Consider the following 25,057-nt stretch of genomic DNA (forward strand, 5'->3'; position numbering starts at 1 on the left):
CAAGGACTTCGCAGGAGAGCGATCCCATCAGGACGATGACTCAACGGAAGAAAGCAGTATTCCGCGAAGAATGGCGAGAGCGATCCTCTCGCCGTTTTTTATTCGCTCGCACATCCCGGCAACGGCCGGGGAAAGCCCGCTCAGTCTGCGAGCGGAGCCTCCTCGGGGGCCGGTGCGGGAGTCGGGGATGGTTCGTTGTGCCGACTGCCGCCGTCGTTGCGCTGGTAGATGATCTTCCTGGTGCCGCCGTCGCAACTGCCGACCACCAGGTTGCGGTCGGTCACTTCCGCGTTGGGCACTATCTCCAGCGTGTAGGAAGTCACGCCGGCGGCCTGGATTTTCACTTCGATCTCTTCCTTGAGTTCCTCGCAGGGCTTGACCGCCGCCAGCAGCGGGGTACTCAGCAGGCACAGCGAGAGGGCGAGACAGCTTCGGTTCATGGGGGTTCCTCCTGTATGGCGAGGCTGGACGGCGTGCCTGCCTGCAGTTCGGCCAGGCGTTGCTGGCGTGCGGCGGCGGGCAGCCGCGCCAGGCGTTCGGCTTGTCGGTAGAAGCGTGGCCAATCCTGGCCGGCGCGGCGGAATATTTCGGCGAAGGCTGGTAGCCAACCATCGTACAGGCCGAACGGCAGTAGTTTGGCGTTGTCCAGCGGTCCCTCGACCCAGGCGTCGTAGCGCCGGTCGCCCTGCCACTCGCCGTCGCGCAGCGTCCGGTAGCGCTGGCGCAGCAGTTCGAATTCGGCCGCCTTGCGCTGGCGCATCTCCTTTGCCGGAAGGCCGCTGGCATAGAGTTTCCGCAGGCGCTCGCGGGTGTCCAGCACCAGGCGGGTGAACTGCTCGTCGCGCTGGGCGCGGCGTTCGTCCGGCGGCGCCAGGCCGCGGCTGGCGCGCCATTGGCGCAGGCCCTCGCGCTCGACGAAGCTGGCGAAGGATTCGTTGAAGGCGGTGTCGTTCGGCAGGTAGAGGCGTTGATGCGCCAACTCGTGGAAGATCAGCGCGGCCAGGGTGTCGTCGTCGTGGCGCAGCATGCCGGCGAGGATCGGGTCGGCGAACCAGCCGAGGGTGGAGTAGGCCTCGACGCCGCCGACGAAGGTGTCCAGGCCCTGCCGCTTCAGCAGCGCTGCCGCCCCGCGCGCCCGGCCGAGCTGGTAGAAGCCACGGTAGGCGACGCAGCCGGCGATCGGAAAGCAGTGCGCGAGTGGCTCCACGGAGAACTCCCCGGTCGCGAAGAGATTCCACACCACGTAGGAGCGGCCCAGGTCGGCGTAGAGGCGATAGCTGGCGTTGTCCGGCAGGTCGAGCTGGGCGCTGGCGAAGCGGCGGGCCGCCTGGGCCTGGGTCAGACGCTGGCGCAGCACGGGGTCGCGGGCCGGATCGGCGATCACCGTGGCGAGCGGTTCGCGCCGGCGCAGCAGTTCGAGCTGTCCACTAGCCAGGTGACCGTAGTAGGCGAGACTGGAACAGCCGTTCAGATAGACGGCTAGCAACAAGGGAACCCCTCGCACTATAAGGTTGTCTCGTGATCTGCAAACATTCATCCGGCGAACCCGGTGGCCCTGCAAGGCGTTTTTAAGGAAAGAGAGGCGAGCGTATCGCTCGCCCGTGCATCAGGGAGTGTACAGGCAGCGGACGGACAATTCCGCGCTTCGATGTGGTGGAAGCCGGCCCGGTTTTTCCAGCGCCACCGGTTCCATGACCACCATACCCCGGAGCTCTGTCATGCGTGTCCTCATCCTGCTTCCCTGTCTATTGACCCTTGGTGGCTGTAACCTGCTGCTGCCGCGGCACGATCCCGGCCAGGCCTGGGTCGAGCTGAATCCCCGCATACCCCACTCGTTGCGCGCCGCCGAGGTGGATCGAAAGACGCTGGACGACCACCGCTTCTTCCAGGTCAGCCCCGGTGCCCATGAGCTGGGCATGCGCTACCGTTTCGAGGTGGCGAGCAGCAACATCGGCCCGAACCAGCCCCCCCACGAACGCAATTGCCTGATTCGCCTGAACTACAAGGAGTTCGCCCCTGGTCAGCGGTATAGTTTGGAGGTCGGCGACGTCGGTTTCCGTCCCTGGGCCAGGCTCTATGACGACCAGCGCCGGATGCTGGCGACCGGTCAGGAGAGCGGCTGTAACAGCGGAGCCTGACGACTCGCCCGTTTCTTCGTGCGAGGCTGCTCATGCGTGGACGATTTCCCTGGTTGACGTTACCCGTGCTGCTGGCCGGCTGCGCCACTCCAGTGCCCGAGCCGGACCCGCGGATGGCCTGGGTCGAGCTGCAGGCCCGCGAAGTGACCAGCCTGCTGATGGCGGACTGGCAGGATGGCCAGCGGCTGCGCGACGGCCGCTATTTCCAGGTCGCTCCCGGTGCTCATGAACTGGAAGCGACGTACCGCTACTACTACCAGGGCAATCCGATGGGCCGCAATCCGCTGGCCACCAGTTGCTGGTTGCGCCTGCGTTATCCGGACTTCACCGCCGGGCAGCGCTACCGGCTGGAGGCTTGGAACATGTCCACCCAGGTCTACGCCGTGCTCTACGACAGCGCCGGGCGGGAGTTGGCGGAGGTCGAGGTGCTGGGCTGCGGGCTGTATTAGGGCCTATTGGCGCCGGCGGGCGAGGAGTCGGCGCACTCACCGCACAGATCCTGCGCCAGCCAGTATTCCGCCTCCTGCGCCGGCAGGCCGGCACCGAGCAGGGCGAATAGCTTGCCGAGCGCTGCCTCGCGGGTCATTCCGTCGCCGCCGATCAGCCCGGCCTCGCGCAGGGCGTTGCCGGCGGCATAGGTGTCGAACGCCACATGGCCGTGTGGGCACTGGCTGATGCCGAGCAGCACGGTGCCGCGCCGGCGGGCCTCGCGCAGCGCCTCGAGTAGTTCGGCGTCGTCCGACGGGCCGGTACCGCTGCCGTAGCACTCCAGCACCAGGCCCTGTACGCCGCTGTCGAGCAGGGCGCGCAGTTGCGTCGCCCGCAGGCCGGGAAACAGCGGCAGCACGGCGAGGTTCACCGGCTGGCGCAAGGTGCGATAGTCGAGTCCGGCGGGCAGCGTGGCGGTGCGCCTGCCATGACGTCGGCGTGGCAGTTCGGCGAAGGCCTCGAAGGTCGCGCTGCCCAGCTTACTGGCCCGCGCGCCGTGCAGCAGGCGGCCGCCGAAGTAGAGGTGCACGCCGGGGACCAGGCCCTGGGCGAGGGCGTCCACGGCACCGAATAGGTTGTCCCAGGCATCGCTGCCCGGGACACTCGCCGGCAGCATGGCGCCGGTCAGCACCACCGGCACGTCCAGGCCGAGCAGCAGGAAGCTTAGCGCCGCGGCGCTATAGGCCAGGGTGTCGGTGCCGTGCAGCAGCAGCACGGCGTCGCAGCCGTCTTTCTCGACCGCGGCGACAATGGCGTCGCGCAGGGTCAGCCAGTGGCCCTGGTGCATATTGGCGCTGTCGATCGGCGGGCTCAGTTCCCGGTAGCGCCAGGGCGGCATGCGGCGCTGCGGTTCGGCGATCAGCCGTTCGCGCAGGCGCGCGTCGAAACCGGCGGCCGGCACCAGGCCCTGGGGGCCGGCCTGCATGCCGATGGTGCCGCCGCTGTAGAGGACCATGAGTTGGTCGATCGCGTCCATGGTCTGGTCTCGGCGAGGACAGGGAGTGCTCATAATAACCCGGACAGTAGGTGCGTGCGCTTGCACTTCCGCGTCCGGCTTTGGGTTATACTCCGCCGCTTGATAATGCGATCCTCTCTCATATCCGGAGAGGTTCGCCGCCCCCGCCAAGCCACGCCCTGCCAGCGTGGCTTGTTGTTTTTTGATGCGCCCGCGGGCGCCAACGAGAGGCATGAAGATGAGCGCACTGGTAGGCGTGATCATGGGGTCCAAGTCGGACTGGAGCACCCTCTGTCACACCGTGGAGATGCTGGACAAGCTGGGCATCCCCAACGAAGTCAGGGTGGTTTCCGCCCACCGCACACCGGATCTGCTCTTCCAGTACGCCGATCAGGCCGCGTCCCGCGGCATCGAGGTGATCATCGCCGGCGCCGGCGGCGCTGCCCACCTGCCGGGCATGTGCGCGGCCAAGACCCACCTGCCGGTGCTCGGCGTGCCGGTGCAGTCGTCGATGCTCTCCGGGGTCGACTCGCTGCTCTCCATCGTGCAGATGCCGGCCGGCGTGCCGGTCGCCACCCTGGCCATCGGCCGGGCCGGCGCGATCAATGCCGCGCTGCTCGCCGCCAGCATTCTCGGCGCCAGGCACCCGCGGCTCCTCGAAGCGCTCAAGCATTTCCGCGAGGAGCAGACCCGTAGCGTGCTCGACAATCCGGATCCGCGCGAAGCCTGAGAAAGGGAGTTCCGACAAGATGAAGATCGGCGTGATCGGTGGCGGCCAGTTGGGCCGTATGCTGGCCCTGGCGGGCACTCCGCTGGGCATGGACTTCGCCTTCCTCGACCCGGCGCCGGATGCCTGCGCGGCCGCGCTCGGCGAGCACATCCGCGCCGATTATGGCGATCAGGGCCATCTGCGCCAACTGGCCGACGAGGTCGATCTGGTCACCTTCGAATTCGAGAGCGTGCCGGCCGAGACCGTAGCCTTCCTCTCCCAGTTCGTTCCCGTCTACCCCTCCGCCGAGTCTCTGCGCATCGCCCGCGACCGCTGGTTCGAGAAGAGCCTGTTCAGGAGTCTCGGCATTCCCACCCCGGAATTCGCCAACATCCACTCGCAGGTCGATCTCGATGCCGCCGTGGCCGAGATCGGCCTGCCGGCGGTGCTCAAGACCCGCACCCTGGGTTACGACGGCAAGGGCCAGAAGGTCCTGCGCCAGCCTGCGGACGTCGCCGGCGCCTTCGCCGAGCTGGGCAGCGTGCCCTGTATTCTCGAAGGCTTCGTGCCCTTCAGCGGCGAGGTGTCGCTGATCGCCGTGCGCGGCCGCGACGGCGAGACGCGCTTCTACCCGCTGGTGCACAACACTCACGAGAGCGGCATCCTGCGCCTGTCGGTGGCCAGCAGCGGGCACCCGCTGCAGGCGCTGGCCGAGGACTATGTCGGCCGGGTGCTGGAGAAGCTGGACTACGTCGGCGTGCTGGCCTTCGAGTTCTTCGAGGTCGATGGCGGCCTCAAGGCCAACGAGATCGCCCCCAGGGTGCACAACTCCGGGCATTGGACCATCGAGGGCGCCGAGTGCGGCCAGTTCGAAAACCATCTGCGCGCGGTGGCCGGCCTGCCGCTGGGTTCCACCGCCAAGGTGGGCGAGAGCGCCATGCTCAACTTCATCGGCCAGGTGCCGCCGCTGGACCGGCTGGCGGCTATCGCCGACTGCCACCCGCATCACTACGGCAAGGCCTTCAAGGCCGGGCGCAAGGTCGGCCACGCCACCCTGCGCAGCAAGGACCTGCCGACTCTCGAGGCTCGCATCCGGGAAATCGAGGCGCTGATCGCCGGGGACTGAAGCACACCCGCGTGCTTGCCCGGATGGCAGGTATGCTGGAGCGCGACTAGGCTGAGGGGGTCAAGGACTTCAAGGAGGGCTCTGTGATGGGCATTCTCGGCACCATTCTCATCGGCCTGCTGGTCGGCGTGGTCGCACGTTTTCTCAAACCGGGCGATCAGCCCATGGGCTGGATCATGACCATCCTGCTCGGCATCGGCGGTTCGCTCGTGGCCACCTATGGCGGCCAGGCGCTGGGCATCTACCGCGCCGGCGAAGCCGCCGGCTTCATCGGCGCGGTGATCGGCGCCATTATCCTGCTGGTGATCTACGGCTATCTGCGCAAATCCTGAGCGGTGGCCGTGGCGGTAGCCTGGGTCCTGCGCCATTCCAACTGCTTCCGCTGCTTGTGGCGCAGGGCCGTCAGAGGGACCGGCGTGCTCTGGCCGGTTTCCAGCCACTGCCGTACGCGGTTGGCGTCGCCGACGTGGGAGTGCTTGCCGAGGGTGTTCAGCAGCACCATGGCCACGGGACGGTTCTGGATCACCGCGAGCAGGGCCAGGCAGTGGCCCGCCTCGTCGATGAAGCCGGTCTTGGTGACCTCGATGCGCCAGTCGGGGTTGCGCACCAGCGGGTTGGTGTTGTTGAAGTTCTGCACGTAACGCGGCTGCTGGAAGTACGCGCTATGGCTCGGCGTGGTGCTCAATTCGCGGATCAGCGGATATTGCCGCGCGGCTCTGAGCAGCTTCGCCAGATCGCGGGCGGTGGAGACGTTGCGCTCCGACAGGCCGGTCGGTTCGACGAAGCGGGTGCTATGCATGCCCAGGGCGCGGGCCTTGGCGTTCATCGCCGCGACGAAGCGCGCGTGGCCGCCCGGGTAGTTGTGCGCCAGACTCGCCGCCGCGCGGTTTTCCGAGGACATCAGGGCCAGGCGCAGCATCTCCCGGCGGCTGATGAGGCTGTTGACTCGCACCCGCGAGTAGACGCCGCGTAATTCGCGAGTGTCGTGGATTCGCACCGGGATCGCCTCGTCGAGCGGCTGACGGGCGTCCAGGCTCACCATGGCGGTCATCAACTTGCTGATCGAGGCGATCGGCACGATCACGTCCGGGTGGTTGGCGAACAATTCCCGGCCGGTGTTCAGGTCGATCACCAGAGCGCTGGCGGAGGCCAGTTCCAGCGGTGGGGGCGTGCGGACCGGCGGGACCTTGTCGACGGCTCGCACGCCGGGCATGACGACGACGCATGCGCAGGCCAGCAGGAGTGCCAGAAAGGAGGGGTGGGTTTTCATGCGCATGACTCGCGGTGGGTTGCTGCTGAATTTTATGCGGTATAACCAGATGCTGCTGCTGCCCGCTGCTGGCAGGCGGAAATGCCCATGGTTTGCCGTCAGTCCCCTATGCTGCTCTTTATCGGCACTCCGGTCGATGACATCATGCCGCTCGCATTCCCTTCCTTTTCCAGCCGCCGGTTCGATTCCATGCGCCGACTATCGTTCCTTCTCCCCGTCCTGCTTCTCGCCAGCTCCCTGTCGCATGCCGAACTGCCGGAGCTGGACTGGCTGGAACTGATGCCCGAAGCCGATCGCCAGGCCCTGGAGGACATGCCGGACATCGTCCACGACACGCCGGAAACCGATGGCGACTTCACCGCCAAGGGCGGTCTCAAGCAGAAGTCGAGAAGCCTGCCGGCCGTAATGTATTCGGCGAAGACGGTCCCGGCGCTGGACGGCAGGGAGATCCGCTTAGGAGGCTATCCGGTGCCGTTGGAGAACGACGGCAAGGGGCACAGCACCACCTTTTTCCTGGTGCCCTATCCTGGCGCCTGCATCCATCTGCCGCCGCCGCCGCCGAATCAGATCGTCCTGGTTCGCTATCCGAGGGGCTTTCGCGTGGACGACATTTCGCTTCCGTTGTGGGTGGACGGCAGGCTGCGGGTGGAGAAGATCAGCAACGATCTGGCGAATGCCGCCTACGCCATCGATGCGAGCGGGGTCGAAGTGGTCAAGGAGGAGGACCTGTAGGAGCGAGCCGGAACGGTAAGCTCCGGCTCGCCTGGGGTGAAACCGCGTCCCTGCGGTCTCGATGGAGAATGGTTTAGAACAGCGGCAGGCTATAGCTGACCATCAGGCGGTTCTCGTCCATGTCGCGGACGTCGTTGCCACGGTTCGCGGCATTGAGCCAGGCGATGCCGACGCCCTTGAACAGGCCGTTCTGCACTGCGTAGTCGACACGGAAGTTGCGTTCCCACTCCTTGTTATCGCTGCCGGCGGCGTCGATGTCGTCGCCGCTGACATAGGCCAGGCTGGCCCTCAGGCCCGGCACGCCGATCTGCGCGAAGTCGTAGGAATACCTGGCTACCCAGGAGTTCTCGCCGGCGCTGGCGAACTTGCCTATCTGCGAGTCGGTGATCAGGTACAGGCTGCGTCCGTTACCCATGAAGATATGCGGGAAGTCGCTGTTGCCGGTGACCTTCTGGTAGCCGAGACCCAGCGAGTGGCCGGACAGGCTATAGGTGAACATCGCACTCCACAGGTTGTTGTCGACCTCGCCGCTGCTGCCGTTGGCACCGCTGCTGACATAGCCCTCGGCCCGTCCGGAGGCGCTCTCGTTCTTGCCGTCGGAGTCGCTGTAGAAATAACGCAGGTCGGTCTTCAGCGCGCCGACCGGCAGCTTCCAGTCGTGCACCAGGCCGAAGAAGTGCTGTTTGTAGAAGTCGCGCAGGTTGCCGTAGTAGTACTGCAGCAGAAGGTCCTTGGTGGCTTTGTAGTCGGCGCCGGCGAAGTAGAACTCGTTGCTGAACTGCGCCCTTCTGCCGCTGTTGGCGCCGGAGATCGACAGGCCGTAGCTGTCGCTGGAGTTCCGTTCGGTGGAGTGCTCGATCTTGCCGGCGGTCAGGGTCAGGTCCTTGATCTCGTTGGAGGTGATCTGCGCGCCATGGAACAGTTGCGGCAGCAGGCGGCCGTCGTTGTAGACCAGCACCGGCATCCTCGGCAGCAGGGTGCCGAGGCGCGCCTCGGTCTTGGAGAAGCGTAGCTTGCCGGTCACGCCGACCCGGCCGAAGTCGTTCTTTGCCTTGCCATTGCTTTCCAGCGGGAACATGCCGCCAGGGGTGCGTTCGATGCCCGCCTTGCCGGCGCGGCCGCCGTCGTCGAGGCGGATGGCATGCATGGCCAGCACGTCGAGGCCGAAGCCGACCGGGCCTTCGGTGAAGCCGGACTTGTAGTCGAGGAAGAAGGCCTGGCCCCACTCCTCGGAGCGCGGCGCGTCCTGGTTGCGGACGTCCTGGTTGATATAGAAGTTCTTGAGGCGCAGCGTGGCGCTGCTGTCTTCGATGAAGCCCGCAGCAACCGCTTCTTGCGACAGAGTCTGACCTAGAATGGCTGCCGTCACGGCCAGGGTCAGAGTGGATTTATTCATGTATGTCTTTTCTCCTGTTGAGTTGTGCGGGTTGTCCATAGGCTGGCCTCGTCCGGAAGCCCGACGCTTGGGGCGGCGAAAAATGCCATTTAATGGATTGGTTTGGAAATCGGGGCCGAAGCGCCCTGATACAAATCAATCGCTTCGTTGATTTGCATCAGGCCTTGCGGCTTCAGCGAAACGAGAAGTGGCGCGCAAAATGCATTGAAATATCTCCCTGAATTTGGATTTCGATTGAACTGGCGATACCGATGGCCGCTGTTGGACCGCTAGCGGCTTTTCCGGTACGTGCGCCTCGTCTGTTTTCAATTGCCTTAAATAACTCTAAGAAACTTTTTGCAAAAAATGAACCAACTTGTTACGAAAATTTAAAATACATTAAAAACAATAACTTATTAATTTTTTCGAGGCGTTTCGCCTACGGAATGTAGGTTTTTCCACCTTATTTATGTTGCTTTTTATACAGCGCGACAAAAAGACGGCCTGGCTATGCATCTGGATATCGGTCCCGGTCGGGAGCCTTCAGCCCAGCGCCGCACCTTTCACCAGGGCGTGCAGGGATTGTCCCGGATGCAAAGTCAGGTGCTCGGCGGAGCGTCGGGACACCCGCGACAGCAGTACCTGTCCGCCGATGCGCAGGCGCACCAGCAACTGGCTTGGCACCAGGCCCGGTTGGCAGTCGAGCAGCGTCACCTTCAGGCAGTTCAGAAAGCTGGTGGCCGTCGGCGGCTCCAGCGCCAGGCCCACGTCCCGCGCCATGATCCTGACCCGGACGATCCGCCCGGCGGATACCGGTTGCCTGGTGATCAGCAGCGGCTGTCCCTCCACTTCCAGCTCGGTCAAACCGTCGCCCGCGTCCAGGCAGGCCACGCGCGCATCGAGCACGGTGGAGGAGTTTTCCGTACGGACGAAGGGCAATTCCCGGGCGGTGAGCAATGCCTGCAGTTGGCCCTGGGCGATGACACTGCCGTTTTCCAGCAGGACCAGGTGGTCGGCCAGGCGCATGACTTCCTCGATGGAGTGGCTGACATAGAGGATCGGCAGGTCCAGCCGGTCGCGCAGGCCTTCCAGAAAGGGCAGGATCTCTTCCTTGCTGGCGGCATCCAGGGAGGCCAGGGGTTCGTCCATCAGCAGCAGGCGCGGGCTGGTCAACAAGGCCCGGCCCAGGGCGACGCGCTGGCGCTGTCCCCCGGAAATCTGCTCCGGATAACGCTCCAGCAGGTCCTCCAGCTTGAGCAGCGAAATCACGTCCACCAGGCCGATGCGGCGCTGCTCGGGGGGCACGCGGCAAAAGCCGTATTCCAGGTTCTGCAGTACGCGCAGGTGCGGAAACAGGCTGGCCTCCTGGAAGACGTAGCCCAGCGGCCGCTGGTAGGTGGGTACGAAGCGTTCGGCGTCCTGCCAGGTTTCTCCACGGAAAACCAGCCGGCCGTGGCGCTCCCGGTGCAGGCCGGCGATGCAGCGCAGCAGGGTGGTCTTGCCGGAGCCGGAGCGGCCGAACAGGGCGGTCACGCCCTTGCCGGGCAGTTCTAGTCGGGCATCCAGGCTGAAGCCTCGGCGTCTGACGGAGAAATCGAGTTGCAGGGTCATACGGGATTGTCCTGTTTCATGCGGCAGTCCGGTCGGCGACACTTCATACCGCACCGACCACCTTGAAGCGTCGGTTGAGGGCGAATACCACCAGCAACAGCAGAAAGGAAGAACACACCAGTACCAGGGACAGGCCGTGGGCGGCGTCGTAATCCATGGTTTCCACGTGGTCGTAGATGGCGATGGAGGCCACCTGGGTCGCGCCGGGAATGTTGCCGCCGATCAGCAGGATCATTCCGAACTCGCCCAGGGTATGGGCGAAGGACAGCACGCCGGCCGTCACCAGGCCGCGCCGCGACAGCGGCAGGATGACGCTGCAGAAGCGGTCCAGCGGCGATGCCCGCAGCGTGTTGGCGACTTCCAGCACGCGCAGGCCCGTGGCGGCGAAGGCGTTCTGCAGCGGCTGCACGACGAATGGCAGCGAGAAGAACATGGAGCCCACCACCAGCCCGGTGAAGGTGAAGGCCATATGGGGCAGACCGATGGATTCCAGGAAGCCGCCGATCCAGCCCCGCGGGCCGAATAGCATCAGCAGGTAGAAGCCCATGACCGTCGGCGGCATGACCAGCGGCATGGCGACCAGCGCCTCGACCAGCACCTTGCTGCGTCGATGCGTGTGAGCCAGCCACCAGGCCAGGGGCGCGCTCAGCACCAGCAACAGCAGGGTGCTGATGGCGGCCAGTTTCAGGGTGATGGCGAAAGCCGTGAGGTCGGCGTCATTGAGTCCGAGCATGGGAAACCTCGCAGGGATTCGGCAGGACCGGGAATCATTCGGGCAGCGAATAGCCGGCGGCCTTGATGATCGCCACGGCGCGCGGCCCTTTCATCCAGCTCATGAATTGCTCGGCGAGCGCCTTTTCGGGGGTGGACTTGACGATGACCGCCTGCTGCACGATGGGTTCGTAATAGTCGGCCGGCGGGAACCAGTGGGAGCCGGAGATGCTGCCGTCCTTCTGGATGATCTGCGCCAGGGCGACGAAGCCCAGGTCGGCGGCGCCGGAGGCGGTCTGGCTGTACGCCTGACCGACGCTGTTGGCCTTCACGATGCGTTTTTCGGCGGTCAGCTTGTCGAGCAGGCCCAGATGGGTCAGTACCTGGGTGCCGGCTAGGCCATAGGGGGCGATTTCCGGGTTGGATATGGCGATGTGGCGCCAGCCGTTACCGGCCAGCACCTTGCCCTGATCGTCCACCAGCCCAGGCTTGGTCGACCACAGCACCAGCTTGCCGATGGCGTAGGTGAAGCGTGAGCCGGGCAGCGCGAAGCCTCCGTTGTCGAGCTTTTCCGGGCTTTTCTGGTCGGCCGAGAAGAACACGTCGTAGGGGGCGCCGTTGACGATCTGCGCGTAGACGGGACCGGAGGAGCCTGAACTGATAGTGATGCTGTGCCCGGTCTCCTTCTCGAACTCGCCGGCCAGTTGCTGCAAGGTGCCGAGGAAATTGGTCGCGGTGACGACCTTGAGTTCATTGGCCTGGGCCGCGAAGGGTAGGGCAAGAGTGATCGCCAAGCACGCCAGCAGTCTTTTCATGTTCCTGTTTCCTTGGGAGATTGATTGAACCTGAAAGGTCCAAGCGCAAGCTCCGTGCCATGGCTACAGGCTGTACGCCGGAGTACGGAAAAGGACTTCGGTACCTGGGCGTCGGAAAAAACCGGATTGCGGCCCAATAACGTCAGGGGAAACCGTTCCGTTCCGAACGGCGAATGTACGCAAGTGTCCTCCTGCCATCACGGAGCGTGGCGGGCCTGTTTTGCGGTGCCGCGACCGCCGTGCGCCGGTCGCGGCCTTGCCGTATCCTTCGTGCGCTCCCCACAGAAGGACCATCCGCCATGCCGACCCCCCAAGAGATGCTGGAACGTTTTCAGGACAGCTACGCCCTGGGCGACGAGACGATCGATCACACTCATCGCGAATTCCTCGAACTTTGCCTGGCTGCCGCGAATGCCGGGGGGCCGGAGTTTGTTGGAGCCTTTAAGGCGCTGTTCGAGCACACCAGCCGCCACTTCGCCGACGAAGAGGCGAAGATGCAAGCCTCCGGCTATCCCGCTTTCGGCGAGCACCGCGCCAACCACCAGCGCATCCTCGGCGACATGGACCGCTTCTGCCAGCGCGCCGTGGCCGGCCGCGCGCAGATGGCCCGCGCTTGGCTGAACGACAGCCTGCCCGCCTGGTTCGACTTGCACGCCAAGACCATGGACAGCGCCTTGGTGGTCTATCTCCGGCAGCAGGCTTGAAGTGCCGTGCTTTCTTCAAGGTTCTTGCTTTTTGAGGCCTCGATTGCTGGGGGCCGTGGACGATGCGCGGATGCCGACATCTTGGCGCACGACGAAGCCGGCACCGCCTGCAACGTCCGGCGCTCGCCCGCGCATTTATCCCGACGGGACGCGATCAAGTCCCCGCTCGAGCGCGGGATCGTGGACCGCTGCTGGCGATTGTCGGTCCACTGGTTTAGCTCTCCACGTTTGCGGAGCGTGGCGGAAATATCGCCCGGTTTCGGCCGGAGCAAACTTGACGATTCTCGAAAGGCGCAAGTAATGAGTGGTTGTTCCACGTGAAACAGGCGATCCGAGGAAGAGACCACGGGGCCACACCCGCACGTTTCAGGGAAAGACGGATGAGCCTGGGCGGAGCTTCTTGCCAGAGATCGCTGTCACGCGGGCTCAATTTTCCAACATTTCGTAACTCTCGGGCGTGAAGCGCGGCGTGCAGATGCAATAGAAGGCCAGTTCGCCGTTGCCGGTATTGGCGATCCGCTGCGCCATGCCCGCCGGAATGACGACCAGATCGCCCGGCCCCACGGATTTCGGTGCTTCGTCGCCGAGACTGACGAGGCCTTGGCCGTGGAGGATCAGGTAGCGCTCCTCCACTCCGTGCAGGCGGTGCGACTGGGTGGTTTCGCCCGGCGCCACCGTGGCCAGGGCGATGGACAGCGCCGGGTCGTCGGCGCCGTTCCACAGTTCGAGGATGCGGCAGCGCTCGGCGGTCGGGAAGGCCGTGGCGGGATCGGGCCGCACGATGCGCGCTTTCATGGCCGCTTCTCCGCTTCGTCCGTGGCTGCCGTCGGCTGTGGCGCGTCGCGCTTGAGCAGTTTGCCGAGGCTCGACAGCCAGATGGCGCAGCGGTGCAGGAAGTCCGGCTGCAGGCGGAAGATATAGAGCATCACCAGGGCGTTGGCCAGCGCGGCGACACCGAACAGCGCGGGGATGGACAGCCCAGCCGCGAGCAGCAGAGCTGCGGCGAGGGCACCCAGCACCATGAACAGAGCGTTGAGAATGTTGTTGGCGGCGATGATTCGCGCCCGCTGCGCGGGGGCCGAGCACAACTGCATCAGGGTATACAGCGGGACGATGAACAGCCCGCCGAACAGGCCGAGGGCGAACAGGTCGGCGAGCACGTGCAGAGTGCCCGGCGCCGCCAGCAGCGCGGAAAAGTCGAGCGGGCCGCCCTCTGCCGCGACCGGGGAAGCGAAGGCCAAGTCGAGACCGAACAGGCTGAGGCCGAGGGCGCCCAGCGGCACCAGGCCGATTTCCACCTGCTGTCCCGACAGGCGCTTGCAGAGCAGCGAGCCGCCGCCGATGCCCAGGGTGAAGACGGTGAGCAGGAGAGTCACGCCACTTTCCCCGGCGCCGAGCACGTCCTTGGTGTAAGCCGGGAACTGCGCAAGCAGCAGCGCACCATACAGCCAGAACCAGGAGATGCCGAGGATCGCCAGAAATACGCTGCGATTTTCGCGGGCGAAACCGATGCTGCGCCGGGTTTCGCCGAACGGATTGGGATTGAGGCGCAGGCCAGGCTCCGGCGGAGCCGCCACGGGAATGCGCAGGCTGCCGAGGTAGCCGGCCACGGCGACCAGCAGACAGCCGGCGGTGATCCACAGGGCGCCGCCTTCGATATTGGCGAGCAGGGCACCGGACAGGGTGCCGACCAGGATGGCGACGAAGGTGCCGGCTTCGATCAATGCATTGCCGCCGACCAGCTCGGTCTCGCCCAGATGTTGCGGCAGAATGGCGTACTTCACCGGGCCGAACAGAGTCGATTGCAGGCCGAGGAGGAACAGGCCGGCCAGCAGGACCGCCAGGCTGTGCAGCCAGAAGCCGGCACCGATCAGCAGTACGATGAGGATCTCCAGCAGCTTGGTCCAGCGCGCCAGCAGGGCCTTGTCGTATTTGTCGGCCAGTTGCCCGGCGCTCGCCGAAAACAGGAAGAACGGCAGAATGAACAGGCCCGCCGCCAGGTTGGCCAGCAAGCCGGGGGACAGGCTGGTCCACTGGGCGGTCTGGTAGGTCAGCAGAACCACCAGGGCGTTCTTGAACAGGTTGTCGTTGAAGGCACCAAGGAACTGGGTGACGAATAGCGGGCCGAAGCGGCGGGCCCTGAGCAGAGAAAGGGTCGAACTCATGCGGGGATCTCCTCGGCCATGCGCTTGAGGCTCTGGTAGTCGGTCTTGCCGGTGCCGAGCTGGGGTAGCGCATCGACCCGGCAAATTGTTCGCGGCACTGCCAGTTCCGGCAGGCCGAGCGCCCGGGCAGCGGCTAGCAGATGGTCGCGGCCGAGCGCCGGGGCGGTGGTGAAGAGTACCAGTGCTTCGCCGCGGGCGGTGTCGTCGCGTGTCGCGGCGGCGTGGACGAAATCCGGAGCGGCGTTCGCTGCCAGGCTTTCCACCGCCTCCAGCGAAACCATCTCGCCGGCAATCTTGGCGAAGCGCTTGAGGCGGCCGCGGATGTACAGGAAGCCGTCGGCGTCGACGCTGGCAATGTCGCCGGTGGCATACCAGCCAGAACGGATCGCGGGCGGCCGCTGGATGACTCCGGGCCGCTCGGACAGCAGATAGCCCTTGAGCAGGTTGGGTCCTTTCAGGTGCAGGGCGCCGCCCTCGGCGATACCGGGCACCGGCTCCAGTTCGTAGTCGAGGCCGGGCAGCAACTGGCCGACACTGCCGTTGCGGCAGGCCATCGGGACGTTGACCGCCACCACCGGAGCGCATTCGGTGACCCCGTAGCCCTCGAGGATGCGGATGCCGAACTTGTCGAGCCACTGCTCGCGCACGTGCTCGGCCAGCCGTTCGGCGCCGGCGATCACATAGCGCAGGCGGCCGAAGTCGTAGGGGTGGGCAAACTTGGCGTAGTTGCCGAGGAAGGTCGAAGTGCCGAACAGCACGGTACAGTTGCGGTCGTAGACCAGCTCGGGGATGACCCGGTAGTGCAGTGGGTTTGGGTAGAGGAACACTTGGCAGCCGGAGACCAGCGGCAGCAGCGCGCCGCAGGTCAGGCCGAAGGCGTGGAACAGCGGCAGGGCCATCATGAACTTGTCCTGCGGGGTGAAGTCGGCCACCGCACGGATCTGCGCGACGTTGGCCAGCAGCGAGGCGTGGGAGTGGACCACGCCCTTGGGTTTGCCCTCCGAGCCCGAGGTGAACAGCACCACGGCGGCATCTTCAGGCGTCTGCGGCTGTTCGGCGTGGCGCGGTAGGAGCAGGTGCCGGAGTACCCACAGGCGGTCGGCGAGGCCGAAGCCGGCCTTGAGATCTTCCAGGTAATGGATGCGGACGCCCGGTACGGCGGCGAGCAGCGGACCCAGGTGCGCCTTCTCGACGAAGGTCCGCGAGGCGACGATGGTTTGGATTTCGGCGGCCTGGCAGGCGGCGCGCAGCCCCTCGGCGCCGGCGGTGTAGTTGAGCAAGGCGGGAATGCGCCGGCCGAGCGACAAACCGAGTAGCAAACCGAGGGTCGGCGCGGCATTGGGAGCAAGCACCCCGATCGTTTCGCCCGGCACGCTCAGGCGCGAGGTCAGGCGGGCGATGGCCAACGTTATCTTCAGCAGCGAACCATAGGACTCCTCCTGCAGACGGATGTCCTCCACCAGCCGGTAGTGGGTGCCGAAGGTCGCCCTGGCGTCGAGGAAGGCCTGGTACAGGGTGCGCTGCGGACGGGTGGCGACCAGCATGTCGAGCAGGATGTGGCGCAGCAGCTCGCCGGCACGGCGCCGGCGCAGCCGGGCCGAAGGCCGATCGGGCATGGAAATGCGTTGCGGCGGGCGGATCGCGATGCGCACCTTGGGTAGCGCCCGACGCGGGAACACCCCGGCTAGGCGACCGAAGTAGCTCTGCGCGGCGCCGTCGATGCGCACCGGCACCACGCTGGCGCCGGTCTTGGCGGCGACTAGGGCGGCGCCGTCGTAGACCTTCATCAGCGAGCCGGTACGGGTGATCCGCCCTTCCGGGAAGATCGCCACCGGTTGTCCGCTTTCCACCAATCTGACGATCTGCTTGATCGCCAGCGGGCTGGCCGAATCGACCGTGAGGTGCGGCACGAAGCGCAACAGGATACGGAACAGCGGCCGGCTGGCGACCTGAGTGTGCACCACGAACAGCGCATCCACCGGCAAGAAAACACCGAGCAGCAGGCCGTCGAGGAAGGATTCATGGTTAGCGACAATCAGAGTGCGCGGATCGCCGAAGACATTGCGGTCACCCTGGATCTCGACACGGAACAGGAGCCTGAGGAGCAGGCGCAGAGAGGGCTTGAGCATGATCGATCCCTGGTATGGAGGAGCCGTCAGCATGGCGGCTCATAGAATGAATTGAAACTTTGTCGGAAAAAGTCGTGCAGAATTACCGATCAAGTAGCTGAAAACGATACTTTTGTTCGATGAGCGAACTCGACCGCCTGGTAAATACCCTCAAGCAGCGTCTGAAAGCCCAGGGCATCACCTATCGTGAACTGGGCACGCGCCTCGGGCTGTCCGAGGCGAGCGTCAAGCGTATGTTCGCAAGCCAACGTTTCAGTCTTGACCGGCTGCTCGAGATCGGCCACCTGCTCGGCTTCAGCCTCGCCGAACTGGCCCAGGAAGCGGCGCTGAGCGGGACGCGCCTGCATACCCTGGGCGAGGGTCAGGAGCGCGAGCTGGTTTCCGACGAGAAACTGCTGCTGGTGGCCGTCTGCGTGCTGAACCACTGGACGATGGGCGAGATCCTCCACGCCTACCGCCTCAGCGAGGCGGAGTGCATCCAGCGTCTGGCCCGGCTGGACCGCCTGCGCCTGCTCGATCTGTTGCCGGGCAACCGTGTTCGCCTGAATGTCGCGCGGGACTTCGACTGGTTGCCTGGTGGGCCAATCCGCAACTTTTTCCGCCGTCAAGGCCTGGTGGATTTCCTCGGTAGCAACTTCGCCGGCACGGACGAGGTCATGGCCTTTTCCCACGGCATGCTCACCGAGTCGGCGTTGGCCAAGCTGCAGGCGGAGATCCGCACGCTGCGCCGTCGCTTCGCCGAACTGCACGAGGAAAGTCTGGCCGCGCCCCTGACGAAGCGGCATGGCACGGGAATGCTGCTGGCGCTGCGCGAGTGGGAACTAAAAGCCTTCACCCGGCTGCGGCGTATGGCTTGAAGGGGAGGAGGGCAGCCAGTGGAAAAAGGCGGTGCCCGAAAAGAAAACTCCCCCTGCGGGAAGGGGGAGTGGCGAACAGGGCCTAGCGATGCATCCTTGCCAAAAGGAAAGGGGACGACCGATTAAACCGGACCGCGGTGCTCGCGCTTGATGTTGGCGGTGAAGGTCTGGGCATCGGCAAAGGAAACGGTGTCGTACTTCGGTTTGAAGTCGGCCAGGCCTTCGGCCATGGTGATGACCTTGTCTTCGGGGCTCTGGCCCTTGAAGTCTTCCTTGTCCAGGCGCAGGTCTTCCATCATGACGTTCCAGATAGCGCCTTCTTCGTGTGCCTGGAGGGTGACCTTGAAGCCTTCGTATTCGCTGATGAGCGGCTTGGTCAGGTTCTCGACGTAGAAGATCAGGTTGGCGTCGCTGGCCAGATCGCCCTTGTACTTCTCGAAGAAGGCTTGCAGGTCGGTCAGTTGCACCAGGCCACCGGAGACCATGATCAGCTTGTCGTTCTTGAACAGCAGAGCGGCTTGCTTGAGCACTGCTTTGGGCGGCAGGCGGCGGCCGGCGTCGTCGGCGATGTCGCCTTCGACGATGACCAGGTCGCCACGGAAGGCCTGGATGCCGGCCTGGGTGGTCGGGCCCTTGACGCTGACGTTGCACAGCAGGGATTGGTCTTCGTAGCTTTTCAACAGCATGGTTGGCTTCTCGTCTAGGTGAAGAAAGAGAGGTCAGGCCACTTCGGTGGCGCTGGGGTTGGCGAGGGCGAGGAGACTGCTCCAGTCGGCCTCGATCAGTTGCAGGTTCTTGCGCTCGCAGACCTTGCGTTCTTTGTCGCTCGGCTGATCGATCAGGACCCAGCCGGCCGGTTCAGCGGCATCGTAGATCATGTCGCTCATCACCATGCGTTCGGTGTCGCGGTTGAAGCGCAGGCCCAGGAACAGGTATCGCTTGTTCTTGCGCAGCAGCTTGACCCAGTCGGGAATGGCGAAGCCGCCCATCAGCTCGGTGATGTAGTCGACGAAGTCGGCATCCGAGGCCACGTAGCCCGGCTTGGGCAGCGGCGTGCCGAGCGGCTTGAACAGTACCGGCAGGGCGCTATCGACCTCTTCCAGCGCGACCTTGCGGTACTTGCCGTCCTCGAAGTGGTAGAGGTCGAAGCGATAGGGCGTCGCGGCGAGGCGCGCGGCGCCGACCACCAGGGTGTGCCGGCGCCCGGCGTCGATGTAGCAACGCTGCAGCTGGGTGTCGCGGTTGCTGTCGATGACGTAGGGCAGGTCGAGTCCGGCTAGCCACTGATGGACCGGAGATGCGCTCCAGTTGTCGCCACCGTAGGTCTGGGTCAGGAAGCGTTCGATGAAGCTGCGGCCTTTTTTGTTCTCCATGTGCATGGCCGCACGCGGGAACTCGTACATGAGACGCGGCGACATCGGCCGACCGCCGGTCATGGCGAGGATCAGGCTGTCGCTGTCGGCGGGAATCGGCTTGCCCGTGTCGCGATCGACGACTCCGTGCAGGACGCCCGGGCCCAGATAGGGAACGATGTCGCCCGAGCCGAGCTGGGCGAGGATTTCCTTTAATAAGCTGTCGGTCACTGAACTCTCCTGCTGAGGGAAGGGCAAGAATCGACAACCTACCGCAATAAGTGTGCCGAAAGGATTTATTTGGTTAACTATTTGAATTTAAAGGAAATCATTAGCGGTTTTGGAATGGCTTGTCGTATCCGTGGGCCAGGATGGGGCGTGGCTTCACGACAATTGTCAGTTTTGTCACAGGGCCGGACCAGGATGCTGAACGCTCGATGGGATGTCGGATCATTGTTCGGTTGTAGCAATTACAACAGTCGGAGTAGGGGGATTGTAGGGGGATTGTTGTGTATCAGACCGCCTCGTGGCTCCCTTCGATGAATAGTTAATCATTTAAAATCAATGGCTTATTTATGTGTCGTGGGTGCTGGCACAGACACTGCATTACCTTTGGTGCGCGGAGTTGTTCGGGCTTACGGCCGAACGTTCAAGTGGAAATGCAACCTGAGGAAATTAACTATGGCTATGCGTCAATGCGCCATCTACGGCAAAGGTGGTATCGGTAAGTCCACCACTACTCAGAACCTGGTGGCAGCCCTGGCTGAGATGGGCAAGAAGGTCATGATCGTTGGTTGTGACCCGAAAGCTGACTCCACCCGCCTGATTCTGCACTCCAAAGCCCAGAACACCATCATGGAAATGGCTGCCGAAGCCGGTACCGTGGAAGATCTGGAGCTGGAAGACGTGCTGAAGGCTGGCTACGGCGGCGTTAAGTGCGTTGAGTCCGGTGGTCCGGAGCCGGGCGTTGGCTGCGCCGGCCGTGGTGTTATCACCGCCATCAACTTCCTGGAAGAGGAAGGCGCCTACGAAGACGATCTGGACTTCGTATTCTACGACGTGCTGGGCGACGTGGTGTGTGGCGGCTTCGCCATGCCCATCCGCGAGAACAAGGCCCAAGAAATCTACATCGTCTGCTCCGGCGAGATGATGGCCATGTACGCCGCCAACAACATCTCCAAGGGCATCGTGAAGTATGCCAACTCCGGCAGCGTGCGTCTGGGCGGCCTGATCTGCAACAGCCGTAACACCGACCGCGAAGACGAGCTGATCATCGCCCTGGCCAATAAGCTGGGCACCCAGATGATCCACTTCGTGCCGCGTGACAACGTCGTGCAGCGCGCCGAAATCCGCCGCATGACCGTGATCGAATACGATCCGAAAGCCAAGCAAGCCGACGAATACCGCGCTCTGGCCCGCAAGGTCGTCGACAATAAGATGCTGGTCATTCCGAACCCGATCACCATGGACGAGCTCGAAGAGCTGCTGATGGAATTCGGCATCATGGAAGTCGAAGACGAATCCATCGTCGGCAAAACCGCCGAAGAAGTCTGATAGCCGCTCCGGTTTCAGAAGGACGGGACAGGGCAGATTGGCTCTGTCGGGGTGGCGCCCCCCACATGGGGCGGGCGCCCCACCCGTTACCCGCATATGAACGCTAAGGCAAGAGGAGTCATACCCATGACCGGTATGTCGCGCGAAGAGGTTGAATCCCTCATCCAGGAAGTTCTGGAAGTTTATCCCGAGAAGGCTCGCAAGGATCGTAACAAGCACCTGGCCGTCAACGACCCGGCGGTTACCCAGTCCAAGAAGTGCATCATCTCCAACAAGAAGTCCCAGCCCGGTCTGATGACCATCCGCGGCTGCGCCTACGCCGGTTCCAAAGGCGTGGTCTGGGGCCCCATCAAGGACATGATCCACATCTCCCACGGTCCGGTAGGCTGCGGCCAGTATTCGCGCGCCGGCCGTCGTAACTACTACATCGGTACCACCGGTGTGAACGCCTTCGTCACCATGAACTTCACCTCTGACTTCCAGGAGAAGGACATCGTGTTCGGTGGCGACAAGAAGCTCGCCAAACTGATTGACGAAGTGGAAACCCTGTTCCCGCTGAACAAGGGTATCTCCGTCCAATCCGAGTGCCCGATCGGCCTGATCGGCGACGACATCGAATCCGTGTCCAAGGTCAAGGGCGCCGAGCTCAGCAAGACCATCGTACCGGTCCGTTGCGAAGGCTTCCGTGGCGTTTCTCAGTCCCTGGGCCACCACATCGCCAACGACGCAGTCCGCGACTGGGTCCTGGGCAAGCGTGACGAAGACACCACCTTCGCCAGCACTCCTTACGATGTGGCCATCATCGGCGACTACAACATCGGCGGCGACGCCTGGTCCTCCCGCATCCTGCTGGAAGAAATGGGCCTGCGTTGCGTCGCTCAGTGGTCCGGCGACGGCTCCATCTCCGAAATCGAGCTGACCCCGAAGGTCAAGCTGAACCTGGTTCACTGCTACCGCTCGATGAACTACATCTCCCGTCACATGGAAGAGAAGTACGGTATCCCATGGATGGAGTACAACTTCTTCGGCCCGACCAAGACCATCGAGTCGCTGCGTGCCATCGCCGCCAAGTTCGACGAGAGCATTCAGAAGAAGTGTGAAGAAGTCATCGCCAAGTACAAGCCCGAGTGGGAAGCGGTGGTCGCCAAGTACCGTCCGCGCCTGGAAGGCAAGCGCGTCATGCTCTACATCGGTGGCCTGCGTCCGCGCCACGTGATCGGCGCCTACGAAGACCTGGGCATGGAAGTGGTGGGTACCGGCTACGAGTTCGCCCACAACGACGACTATGACCGCACCATGAAAGAAATGGGTGACTCCACCCTGCTGTACGATGACGTGACCGGCTACGAATTCGAAGAATTCGTCAAGCGCATCAAGCCCGACCTGATCGGCTCCGGTATCAAGGAGAAGTTCATCTTCCAGAAGATGGGCATCCCCTTCCGTCAAATGCACTCCTGGGATTATTCCGGCCCCTACCACGGCTTCGATGGCTTCGCCATCTTCGCCCGTGACATGGACATGACCCTGAACAATCCGTGCTGGAAGAAACTGCAGGCTCCCTGGGAAGCTTCCGAAGGCGCCGAGCAAGTCGCCGCCAGCGCCTGATAGCAGAGCAATCGTACGCAACGTCCGCTGCGGGCGGCTTCCGCCCGCGGCCGACATCCGCTAACGCCGTTCACAGATGAGTGAGGCGTAGGAGAGAGTCATGAGCCAGCAAGTCGATAAAATCAAAGCCAGCTACCCGCTGTTCCTCGATCAGGACTACAAGGACATGCTTGCCAAGAAGCGCGACGGCTTCGAGGAAAAGTATCCGCAGGACAAGATCGACGAAGTATTCCAGTGGACCACCACTAAGGAATACCAGGAGCTGAACTTCCAGCGTGAAGCCCTGACCGTCAACCCGGCCAAGGCTTGCCAGCCGCTGGGCGCCGTTCTCTGCGCCCTCGGTTTCGAGAAGACCATGCCCTACGTGCACGGTTCCCAGGGTTGCGTCGCTTACTTCCGCTCCTACTTCAACCGTCATTTCCGCGAGCCGGTTTCCTGCGTTTCCGACTCCATGACCGAAGACGCGGCAGTGTTCGGCGGCCAGCAGAACATGAAGGACGGTCTGCAGAACTGTAAGGCTACCTACAAGCCCGACATGATCGCGGTGTCTACCACCTGTATGGCCGAGGTCATCGGTGACGACCTCAACGCTTTCATCAACAACTCGAAGAAGGAAGGTTTCATTCCTGACGAGTTCCCGGTGCCGTTCGCCCATACCCCGAGCTTCGTGGGCAGCCACGTGACTGGCTGGGACAACATGTTCGAAGGCATTGCTCGCTACTTCACCCTGAAGTCCATAGACGACAAGGTGGTTGGCAGCAACAAGAAGATCAACATCGTCCCCGGCTTCGAGACCTACCTGGGCAACTTCCGCGTGATCAAGCGCATGCTTTCGGAAATGGGCGTGGGCTACAGCCTGCTCTCCGATCCGGAAGAAGTGCTGGACACCCCGGCTGACGGCCAGTTCCGCATGTACGCGGGCGGCACCACTCAGGAAGAGATGAAGGACGCTCCGAACGCCCTCAACACCGTCCTGCTGCAGCCGTGGCAACTGGAGAAAACCAAGAAGTTCGTCGAAGGTACCTGGAAGCACGAAGTACCGAAGCTGAATATCCCGATGGGCCTGGACTGGACCGACGAGTTCCTGATGAAAGTCAGCGAAATCAGCGGCCAGCCGATTCCGGCGAGCCTGACCAAGGAGCGTGGCCGTCTGGTCGACATGATGACCGACTCCCACACCTGGCTGCACGGCAAGCGTTTCGCCCTGTGGGGTGATCCGGACTTCGTGATGGGCCTGGTCAAGTTCCTGCTGGAACTGGGTTGCGAGCCGGTACACATTCTCTGCCACAACGGCAATAAGCGTTGGAAGAAGGCGGTCGACGCCATCCTCGCCGCTTCGCCCTACGGCAAGAATGCTACCGTCTACATCGGCAAGGACCTGTGGCACCTGCGTTCGCTGGTCTTCACCGACAAGCCGGACTTCATGATCGGCAACAGCTACGGTAAGTTCATCCAGCGCGACACCCTGCACAAGGGCAAGGAGTTCGAGGTTCCGCTGATCCGTATCGGCTTCCCGATCTTCGACCGTCATCACCTGCATCGCTCCACCACCCTGGGTTACGAGGGCGCCATGCAGATCCTGACCACCCTGGTGAACTCGATCCTGGAACGTCTGGACGAGGAAACCCGCGGTATGCAGGCCACCGACTACAACCACGACCTGGTACGCTAAGTCGTCGGTTCAGTGGTATCGGCCGGAGCGGCGCAAGCCGCTCCGGCTTTCCCTTGGCGGCGGCCGCAGGTGGTCGGGCCTTCTGTTCGCGATCTGCGGCAACCGCCAAACCCGTCTAAGGAGCAAGCCCATGCCCAGCGTCATGATTCGCCGCAACGACGAAGGCCAACTGACCTTCTATATCGCCAAGAAAGACCAGGAAGAGATCGTGGTGTCCCTGGAGCATGACAGCCCCGAGCTCTGGGGTGGCGAAGTCACCCTCGGCGACGGTTCGACCTATTTCATCGAGCCGATACCGCAACCCAAGCTGCCGATCACCGTGCGCGCCAAGCGAGCCGGCGAGGCCTGATTCCATGACTGCGCAACCGCCATTCGGCCAGGCCCCCCTGCCGGCCCATCTGGCTCTGCGCATCGCTCTGGCGGCACGCTCGCTCAAGGGGGTGGATACCGCCCACCTGCTGCGCGCCCTGATTGCCGCCGTTGGAGAACCCATTACGGAAGCGCGTCTACGCAAATTGCGTGCTTCCCGCCTGCGTACCCGCCTGCTCGAAACGTGCGGAGAGGGTGTGCAGTCGACCCTGACCGATCGCCAGTTGCACAGCGCGCTCGGCCTGCTCAAGGGACGTGGCGTGCGCATGCCGGAAGATCCCCTGCCGATCCCGGAGCCCTATCGCAACGGTGAATTCCAGGACTCGGTGCGCATCGCCTGCGCTTCCGACAACGGCGAGCGCCTAGACGGCATCTTCAGCAACTGTACACGCTTTCTCATCTACCAGATCTCGCCCCGCGAGAGCCGCCTGATCGATCTGCGCGAGCCCGGCCCCTGTCGCGAGGACGAAGACCGTCATGCGCGTCGGGCAGAATTGCTTGCCGACTGCCAGTTGCTCTACACCCTGAGCATCGGTGGCCCGGCGGCGGCCAAGGTGGTGCGTGCCGGGGTTCATCCTGTGCGCCTGGCCCGGGCCAAGCCGGCCCGCGAGATCGTCGAGGAACTGCAGCGGGTGCTGGCCACCGCGCCACCCCCCTGGCTAGCCAAGGCCATGGGTGCCGAGCCAGACCAGCGCATACGTTTCACCCAGTAACCGCTC

General features: G+C 63.8%; 25 protein-coding genes and 1 pseudogene. 13 read left to right on the forward strand and 13 right to left on the reverse strand.

What is annotated here, in order from left to right; translation table 11 throughout:
- Nucleotides 1–212: 212 nt before the first annotated feature.
- Nucleotides 213–440 (reverse strand): annotated as a pseudogene (locus ACGI6K_RS22185) (DUF1161 domain-containing protein); the annotation flags it as partial.
- The gene (locus ACGI6K_RS22190) at nucleotides 437–1,537 is read right to left on the reverse strand and encodes an aminopeptidase (RefSeq protein ID WP_376943297.1); all 1,101 of its coding nucleotides are present in this window, start codon (nucleotides 1,535–1,537) and stop codon (nucleotides 437–439) included. The pseudogene ACGI6K_RS22185 and the gene ACGI6K_RS22190, both read right to left, overlap by 4 nt.
- Nucleotides 1,538–1,718: 181 nt before the next feature.
- On the opposite strand from ACGI6K_RS22190, the gene ACGI6K_RS22195 reads away from it, so the two are divergent.
- Together ACGI6K_RS22195 and ACGI6K_RS22200 are read left to right on the forward strand one after the other, a co-directional pair.
- Nucleotides 1,719–2,138 (forward strand): hypothetical protein, encoded by a 420-nt coding sequence (locus ACGI6K_RS22195; RefSeq protein ID WP_376943295.1) that lies wholly within the window; start codon nucleotides 1,719–1,721, stop codon nucleotides 2,136–2,138.
- Nucleotides 2,139–2,170: 32 nt separating this feature from the next.
- Nucleotides 2,171–2,587 (forward strand): hypothetical protein, encoded by a 417-nt coding sequence (locus ACGI6K_RS22200; RefSeq protein ID WP_376943293.1) that lies wholly within the window; start codon nucleotides 2,171–2,173, stop codon nucleotides 2,585–2,587.
- Here the strand turns inward: ACGI6K_RS22200 and ACGI6K_RS22205 are convergent.
- Nucleotides 2,584–3,603 (reverse strand): asparaginase, encoded by a 1,020-nt coding sequence (locus tag ACGI6K_RS22205; RefSeq protein ID WP_376943291.1) that lies wholly within the window; start codon nucleotides 3,601–3,603, stop codon nucleotides 2,584–2,586. The two genes, ACGI6K_RS22200 and ACGI6K_RS22205, sit on opposite strands and share 4 nt — an antisense overlap.
- A gap of 217 nt (nucleotides 3,604–3,820) precedes the next feature.
- Between ACGI6K_RS22205 and purE the strand changes: the two genes are divergently transcribed.
- From purE to ACGI6K_RS22220, 3 genes are all read left to right on the forward strand, one after another.
- Nucleotides 3,821–4,312: a 5-(carboxyamino)imidazole ribonucleotide mutase gene (purE, locus tag ACGI6K_RS22210; protein WP_376943289.1), complete on the forward strand. Its 492-nt coding sequence runs from the start codon at nucleotides 3,821–3,823 to the stop codon at nucleotides 4,310–4,312.
- A 19-nt stretch (nucleotides 4,313–4,331) separates the two neighbouring features.
- A complete protein-coding gene (locus tag ACGI6K_RS22215) occupies nucleotides 4,332–5,417 on the forward strand; it encodes a 5-(carboxyamino)imidazole ribonucleotide synthase (RefSeq protein WP_376943287.1) in 1,086 nt (361 codons plus the stop codon).
- An 86-nt stretch (nucleotides 5,418–5,503) separates the two neighbouring features.
- Nucleotides 5,504–5,749: a GlsB/YeaQ/YmgE family stress response membrane protein gene (locus ACGI6K_RS22220; protein ID WP_376943343.1), complete on the forward strand. Its 246-nt coding sequence runs from the start codon at nucleotides 5,504–5,506 to the stop codon at nucleotides 5,747–5,749.
- Here ACGI6K_RS22220 and pbpG read toward each other — a convergent pair.
- Nucleotides 5,731–6,687, reverse strand: coding sequence for a D-alanyl-D-alanine endopeptidase (gene pbpG / locus ACGI6K_RS22225; RefSeq protein WP_376943284.1), 957 nt, complete (start codon nucleotides 6,685–6,687; stop codon nucleotides 5,731–5,733). The genes ACGI6K_RS22220 and pbpG overlap by 19 nt on opposite strands.
- 189 nt (nucleotides 6,688–6,876) lie before the next feature.
- Here pbpG and ACGI6K_RS22230 point away from each other — a divergent pair, with 189 nt between their 5' ends.
- Nucleotides 6,877–7,419: a DUF3299 domain-containing protein gene (locus ACGI6K_RS22230; RefSeq protein ID WP_376943282.1), complete on the forward strand. Its 543-nt coding sequence runs from the start codon at nucleotides 6,877–6,879 to the stop codon at nucleotides 7,417–7,419.
- A gap of 73 nt (nucleotides 7,420–7,492) precedes the next feature.
- Here the strand turns inward: ACGI6K_RS22230 and ACGI6K_RS22235 are convergent, their stop codons facing one another.
- From ACGI6K_RS22235 to modA, 4 genes are all read right to left on the reverse strand, one after another.
- On the reverse strand, nucleotides 7,493–8,815 hold the full coding sequence (locus tag ACGI6K_RS22235) for an OprD family porin (RefSeq protein ID WP_377968916.1): 1,323 nt from the start codon (nucleotides 8,813–8,815) through the stop codon (nucleotides 7,493–7,495).
- 522 nt (nucleotides 8,816–9,337) lie between these two features.
- Nucleotides 9,338–10,432, reverse strand: coding sequence for a molybdenum ABC transporter ATP-binding protein (modC, locus tag ACGI6K_RS22240; RefSeq protein WP_376947757.1), 1,095 nt, complete (start codon nucleotides 10,430–10,432; stop codon nucleotides 9,338–9,340).
- Between the two features lie 16 nt (nucleotides 10,433–10,448).
- Nucleotides 10,449–11,138 carry a molybdate ABC transporter permease subunit gene (modB, locus tag ACGI6K_RS22245; RefSeq protein WP_376947751.1) on the reverse strand — a complete coding sequence of 230 codons (690 nt, stop codon included), beginning with the start codon at nucleotides 11,136–11,138 and terminating at the stop codon, nucleotides 10,449–10,451.
- A gap of 34 nt (nucleotides 11,139–11,172) precedes the next feature.
- Nucleotides 11,173–11,931, reverse strand: a complete 759-nt coding sequence (modA, locus tag ACGI6K_RS22250; protein ID WP_376947749.1) for a molybdate ABC transporter substrate-binding protein — start codon at nucleotides 11,929–11,931, stop codon at nucleotides 11,173–11,175.
- 299 nt (nucleotides 11,932–12,230) lie between these two features.
- On the opposite strand from modA, the gene ACGI6K_RS22255 reads away from it, so the two are divergent.
- The gene (locus ACGI6K_RS22255) at nucleotides 12,231–12,635 is read left to right on the forward strand and encodes a bacteriohemerythrin (protein WP_376947747.1); all 405 of its coding nucleotides are present in this window, start codon (nucleotides 12,231–12,233) and stop codon (nucleotides 12,633–12,635) included.
- Between the two features lie 426 nt (nucleotides 12,636–13,061).
- Here ACGI6K_RS22255 and ACGI6K_RS22260 read toward each other — a convergent pair whose 3' ends face one another.
- Genes ACGI6K_RS22260 through aas form a run of 3 tightly spaced genes read right to left on the reverse strand, consistent with a single transcriptional unit; the run spans nucleotide 13,062 to nucleotide 16,929 of the window.
- A complete protein-coding gene (locus ACGI6K_RS22260) occupies nucleotides 13,062–13,430 on the reverse strand; it encodes a cupin domain-containing protein (protein ID WP_376947745.1) in 369 nt (122 codons plus the stop codon).
- Complete coding sequence (locus tag ACGI6K_RS22265; RefSeq protein WP_376947743.1) at nucleotides 13,427–14,800, reverse strand: MFS transporter; 1,374 nt, start codon at nucleotides 14,798–14,800, stop codon at nucleotides 13,427–13,429. The genes ACGI6K_RS22260 and ACGI6K_RS22265 overlap by 4 nt, the downstream gene beginning before the upstream one ends.
- Nucleotides 14,797–16,929, reverse strand: coding sequence for a bifunctional acyl-ACP--phospholipid O-acyltransferase/long-chain-fatty-acid--ACP ligase (gene aas / locus ACGI6K_RS22270; RefSeq protein WP_376947741.1), 2,133 nt, complete (start codon nucleotides 16,927–16,929; stop codon nucleotides 14,797–14,799). The genes ACGI6K_RS22265 and aas overlap by 4 nt, the downstream gene beginning before the upstream one ends.
- A gap of 119 nt (nucleotides 16,930–17,048) precedes the next feature.
- On the opposite strand from aas, the gene ACGI6K_RS22275 reads away from it, so the two are divergent.
- Nucleotides 17,049–17,786 (forward strand): helix-turn-helix domain-containing protein, encoded by a 738-nt coding sequence (locus tag ACGI6K_RS22275; protein ID WP_376947739.1) that lies wholly within the window; start codon nucleotides 17,049–17,051, stop codon nucleotides 17,784–17,786.
- A gap of 122 nt (nucleotides 17,787–17,908) precedes the next feature.
- On the opposite strand, the gene ACGI6K_RS22280 is transcribed toward ACGI6K_RS22275, so the two are convergent.
- Both ACGI6K_RS22280 and ACGI6K_RS22285 read right to left on the reverse strand, forming a co-directional pair.
- Nucleotides 17,909–18,472: a hypothetical protein gene (locus tag ACGI6K_RS22280; RefSeq protein WP_376947737.1), complete on the reverse strand. Its 564-nt coding sequence runs from the start codon at nucleotides 18,470–18,472 to the stop codon at nucleotides 17,909–17,911.
- 33 nt (nucleotides 18,473–18,505) lie between these two features.
- Nucleotides 18,506–19,369 carry an SIR2 family protein gene (locus ACGI6K_RS22285; RefSeq protein ID WP_376947735.1) on the reverse strand — a complete coding sequence of 288 codons (864 nt, stop codon included), beginning with the start codon at nucleotides 19,367–19,369 and terminating at the stop codon, nucleotides 18,506–18,508.
- A 450-nt stretch (nucleotides 19,370–19,819) separates the two neighbouring features.
- Between ACGI6K_RS22285 and nifH the strand changes: the two genes are divergently transcribed.
- The 5 genes from nifH (at nucleotide 19,820) to ACGI6K_RS22310 (ending at nucleotide 25,051) form a co-directional block, all read left to right on the forward strand.
- Entirely contained in the window at nucleotides 19,820–20,692 is an 873-nt protein-coding gene (gene nifH / locus ACGI6K_RS22290) for a nitrogenase iron protein (protein ID WP_376947733.1), read from the forward strand.
- 126 nt (nucleotides 20,693–20,818) lie between these two features.
- The gene (nifD, locus tag ACGI6K_RS22295) at nucleotides 20,819–22,297 is read left to right on the forward strand and encodes a nitrogenase molybdenum-iron protein alpha chain (protein WP_376947731.1); all 1,479 of its coding nucleotides are present in this window, start codon (nucleotides 20,819–20,821) and stop codon (nucleotides 22,295–22,297) included.
- A gap of 100 nt (nucleotides 22,298–22,397) precedes the next feature.
- Complete coding sequence (gene nifK, locus ACGI6K_RS22300; RefSeq protein ID WP_376947729.1) at nucleotides 22,398–23,969, forward strand: nitrogenase molybdenum-iron protein subunit beta; 1,572 nt, start codon at nucleotides 22,398–22,400, stop codon at nucleotides 23,967–23,969.
- 130 nt (nucleotides 23,970–24,099) lie between these two features.
- Complete coding sequence (gene nifT / locus ACGI6K_RS22305) at nucleotides 24,100–24,318, forward strand: putative nitrogen fixation protein NifT (RefSeq protein WP_012698834.1); 219 nt, start codon at nucleotides 24,100–24,102, stop codon at nucleotides 24,316–24,318.
- Between the two features lie 4 nt (nucleotides 24,319–24,322).
- Nucleotides 24,323–25,051 carry a dinitrogenase iron-molybdenum cofactor biosynthesis protein gene (locus ACGI6K_RS22310; protein ID WP_376947727.1) on the forward strand — a complete coding sequence of 243 codons (729 nt, stop codon included), beginning with the start codon at nucleotides 24,323–24,325 and terminating at the stop codon, nucleotides 25,049–25,051.
- Nucleotides 25,052–25,057 lie beyond the last annotated feature (6 nt).

Source organism: Azorhizophilus paspali (assembly GCF_043587585.2).
GTDB lineage: Bacteria > Pseudomonadota > Gammaproteobacteria > Pseudomonadales > Pseudomonadaceae > Azotobacter > Azotobacter paspali.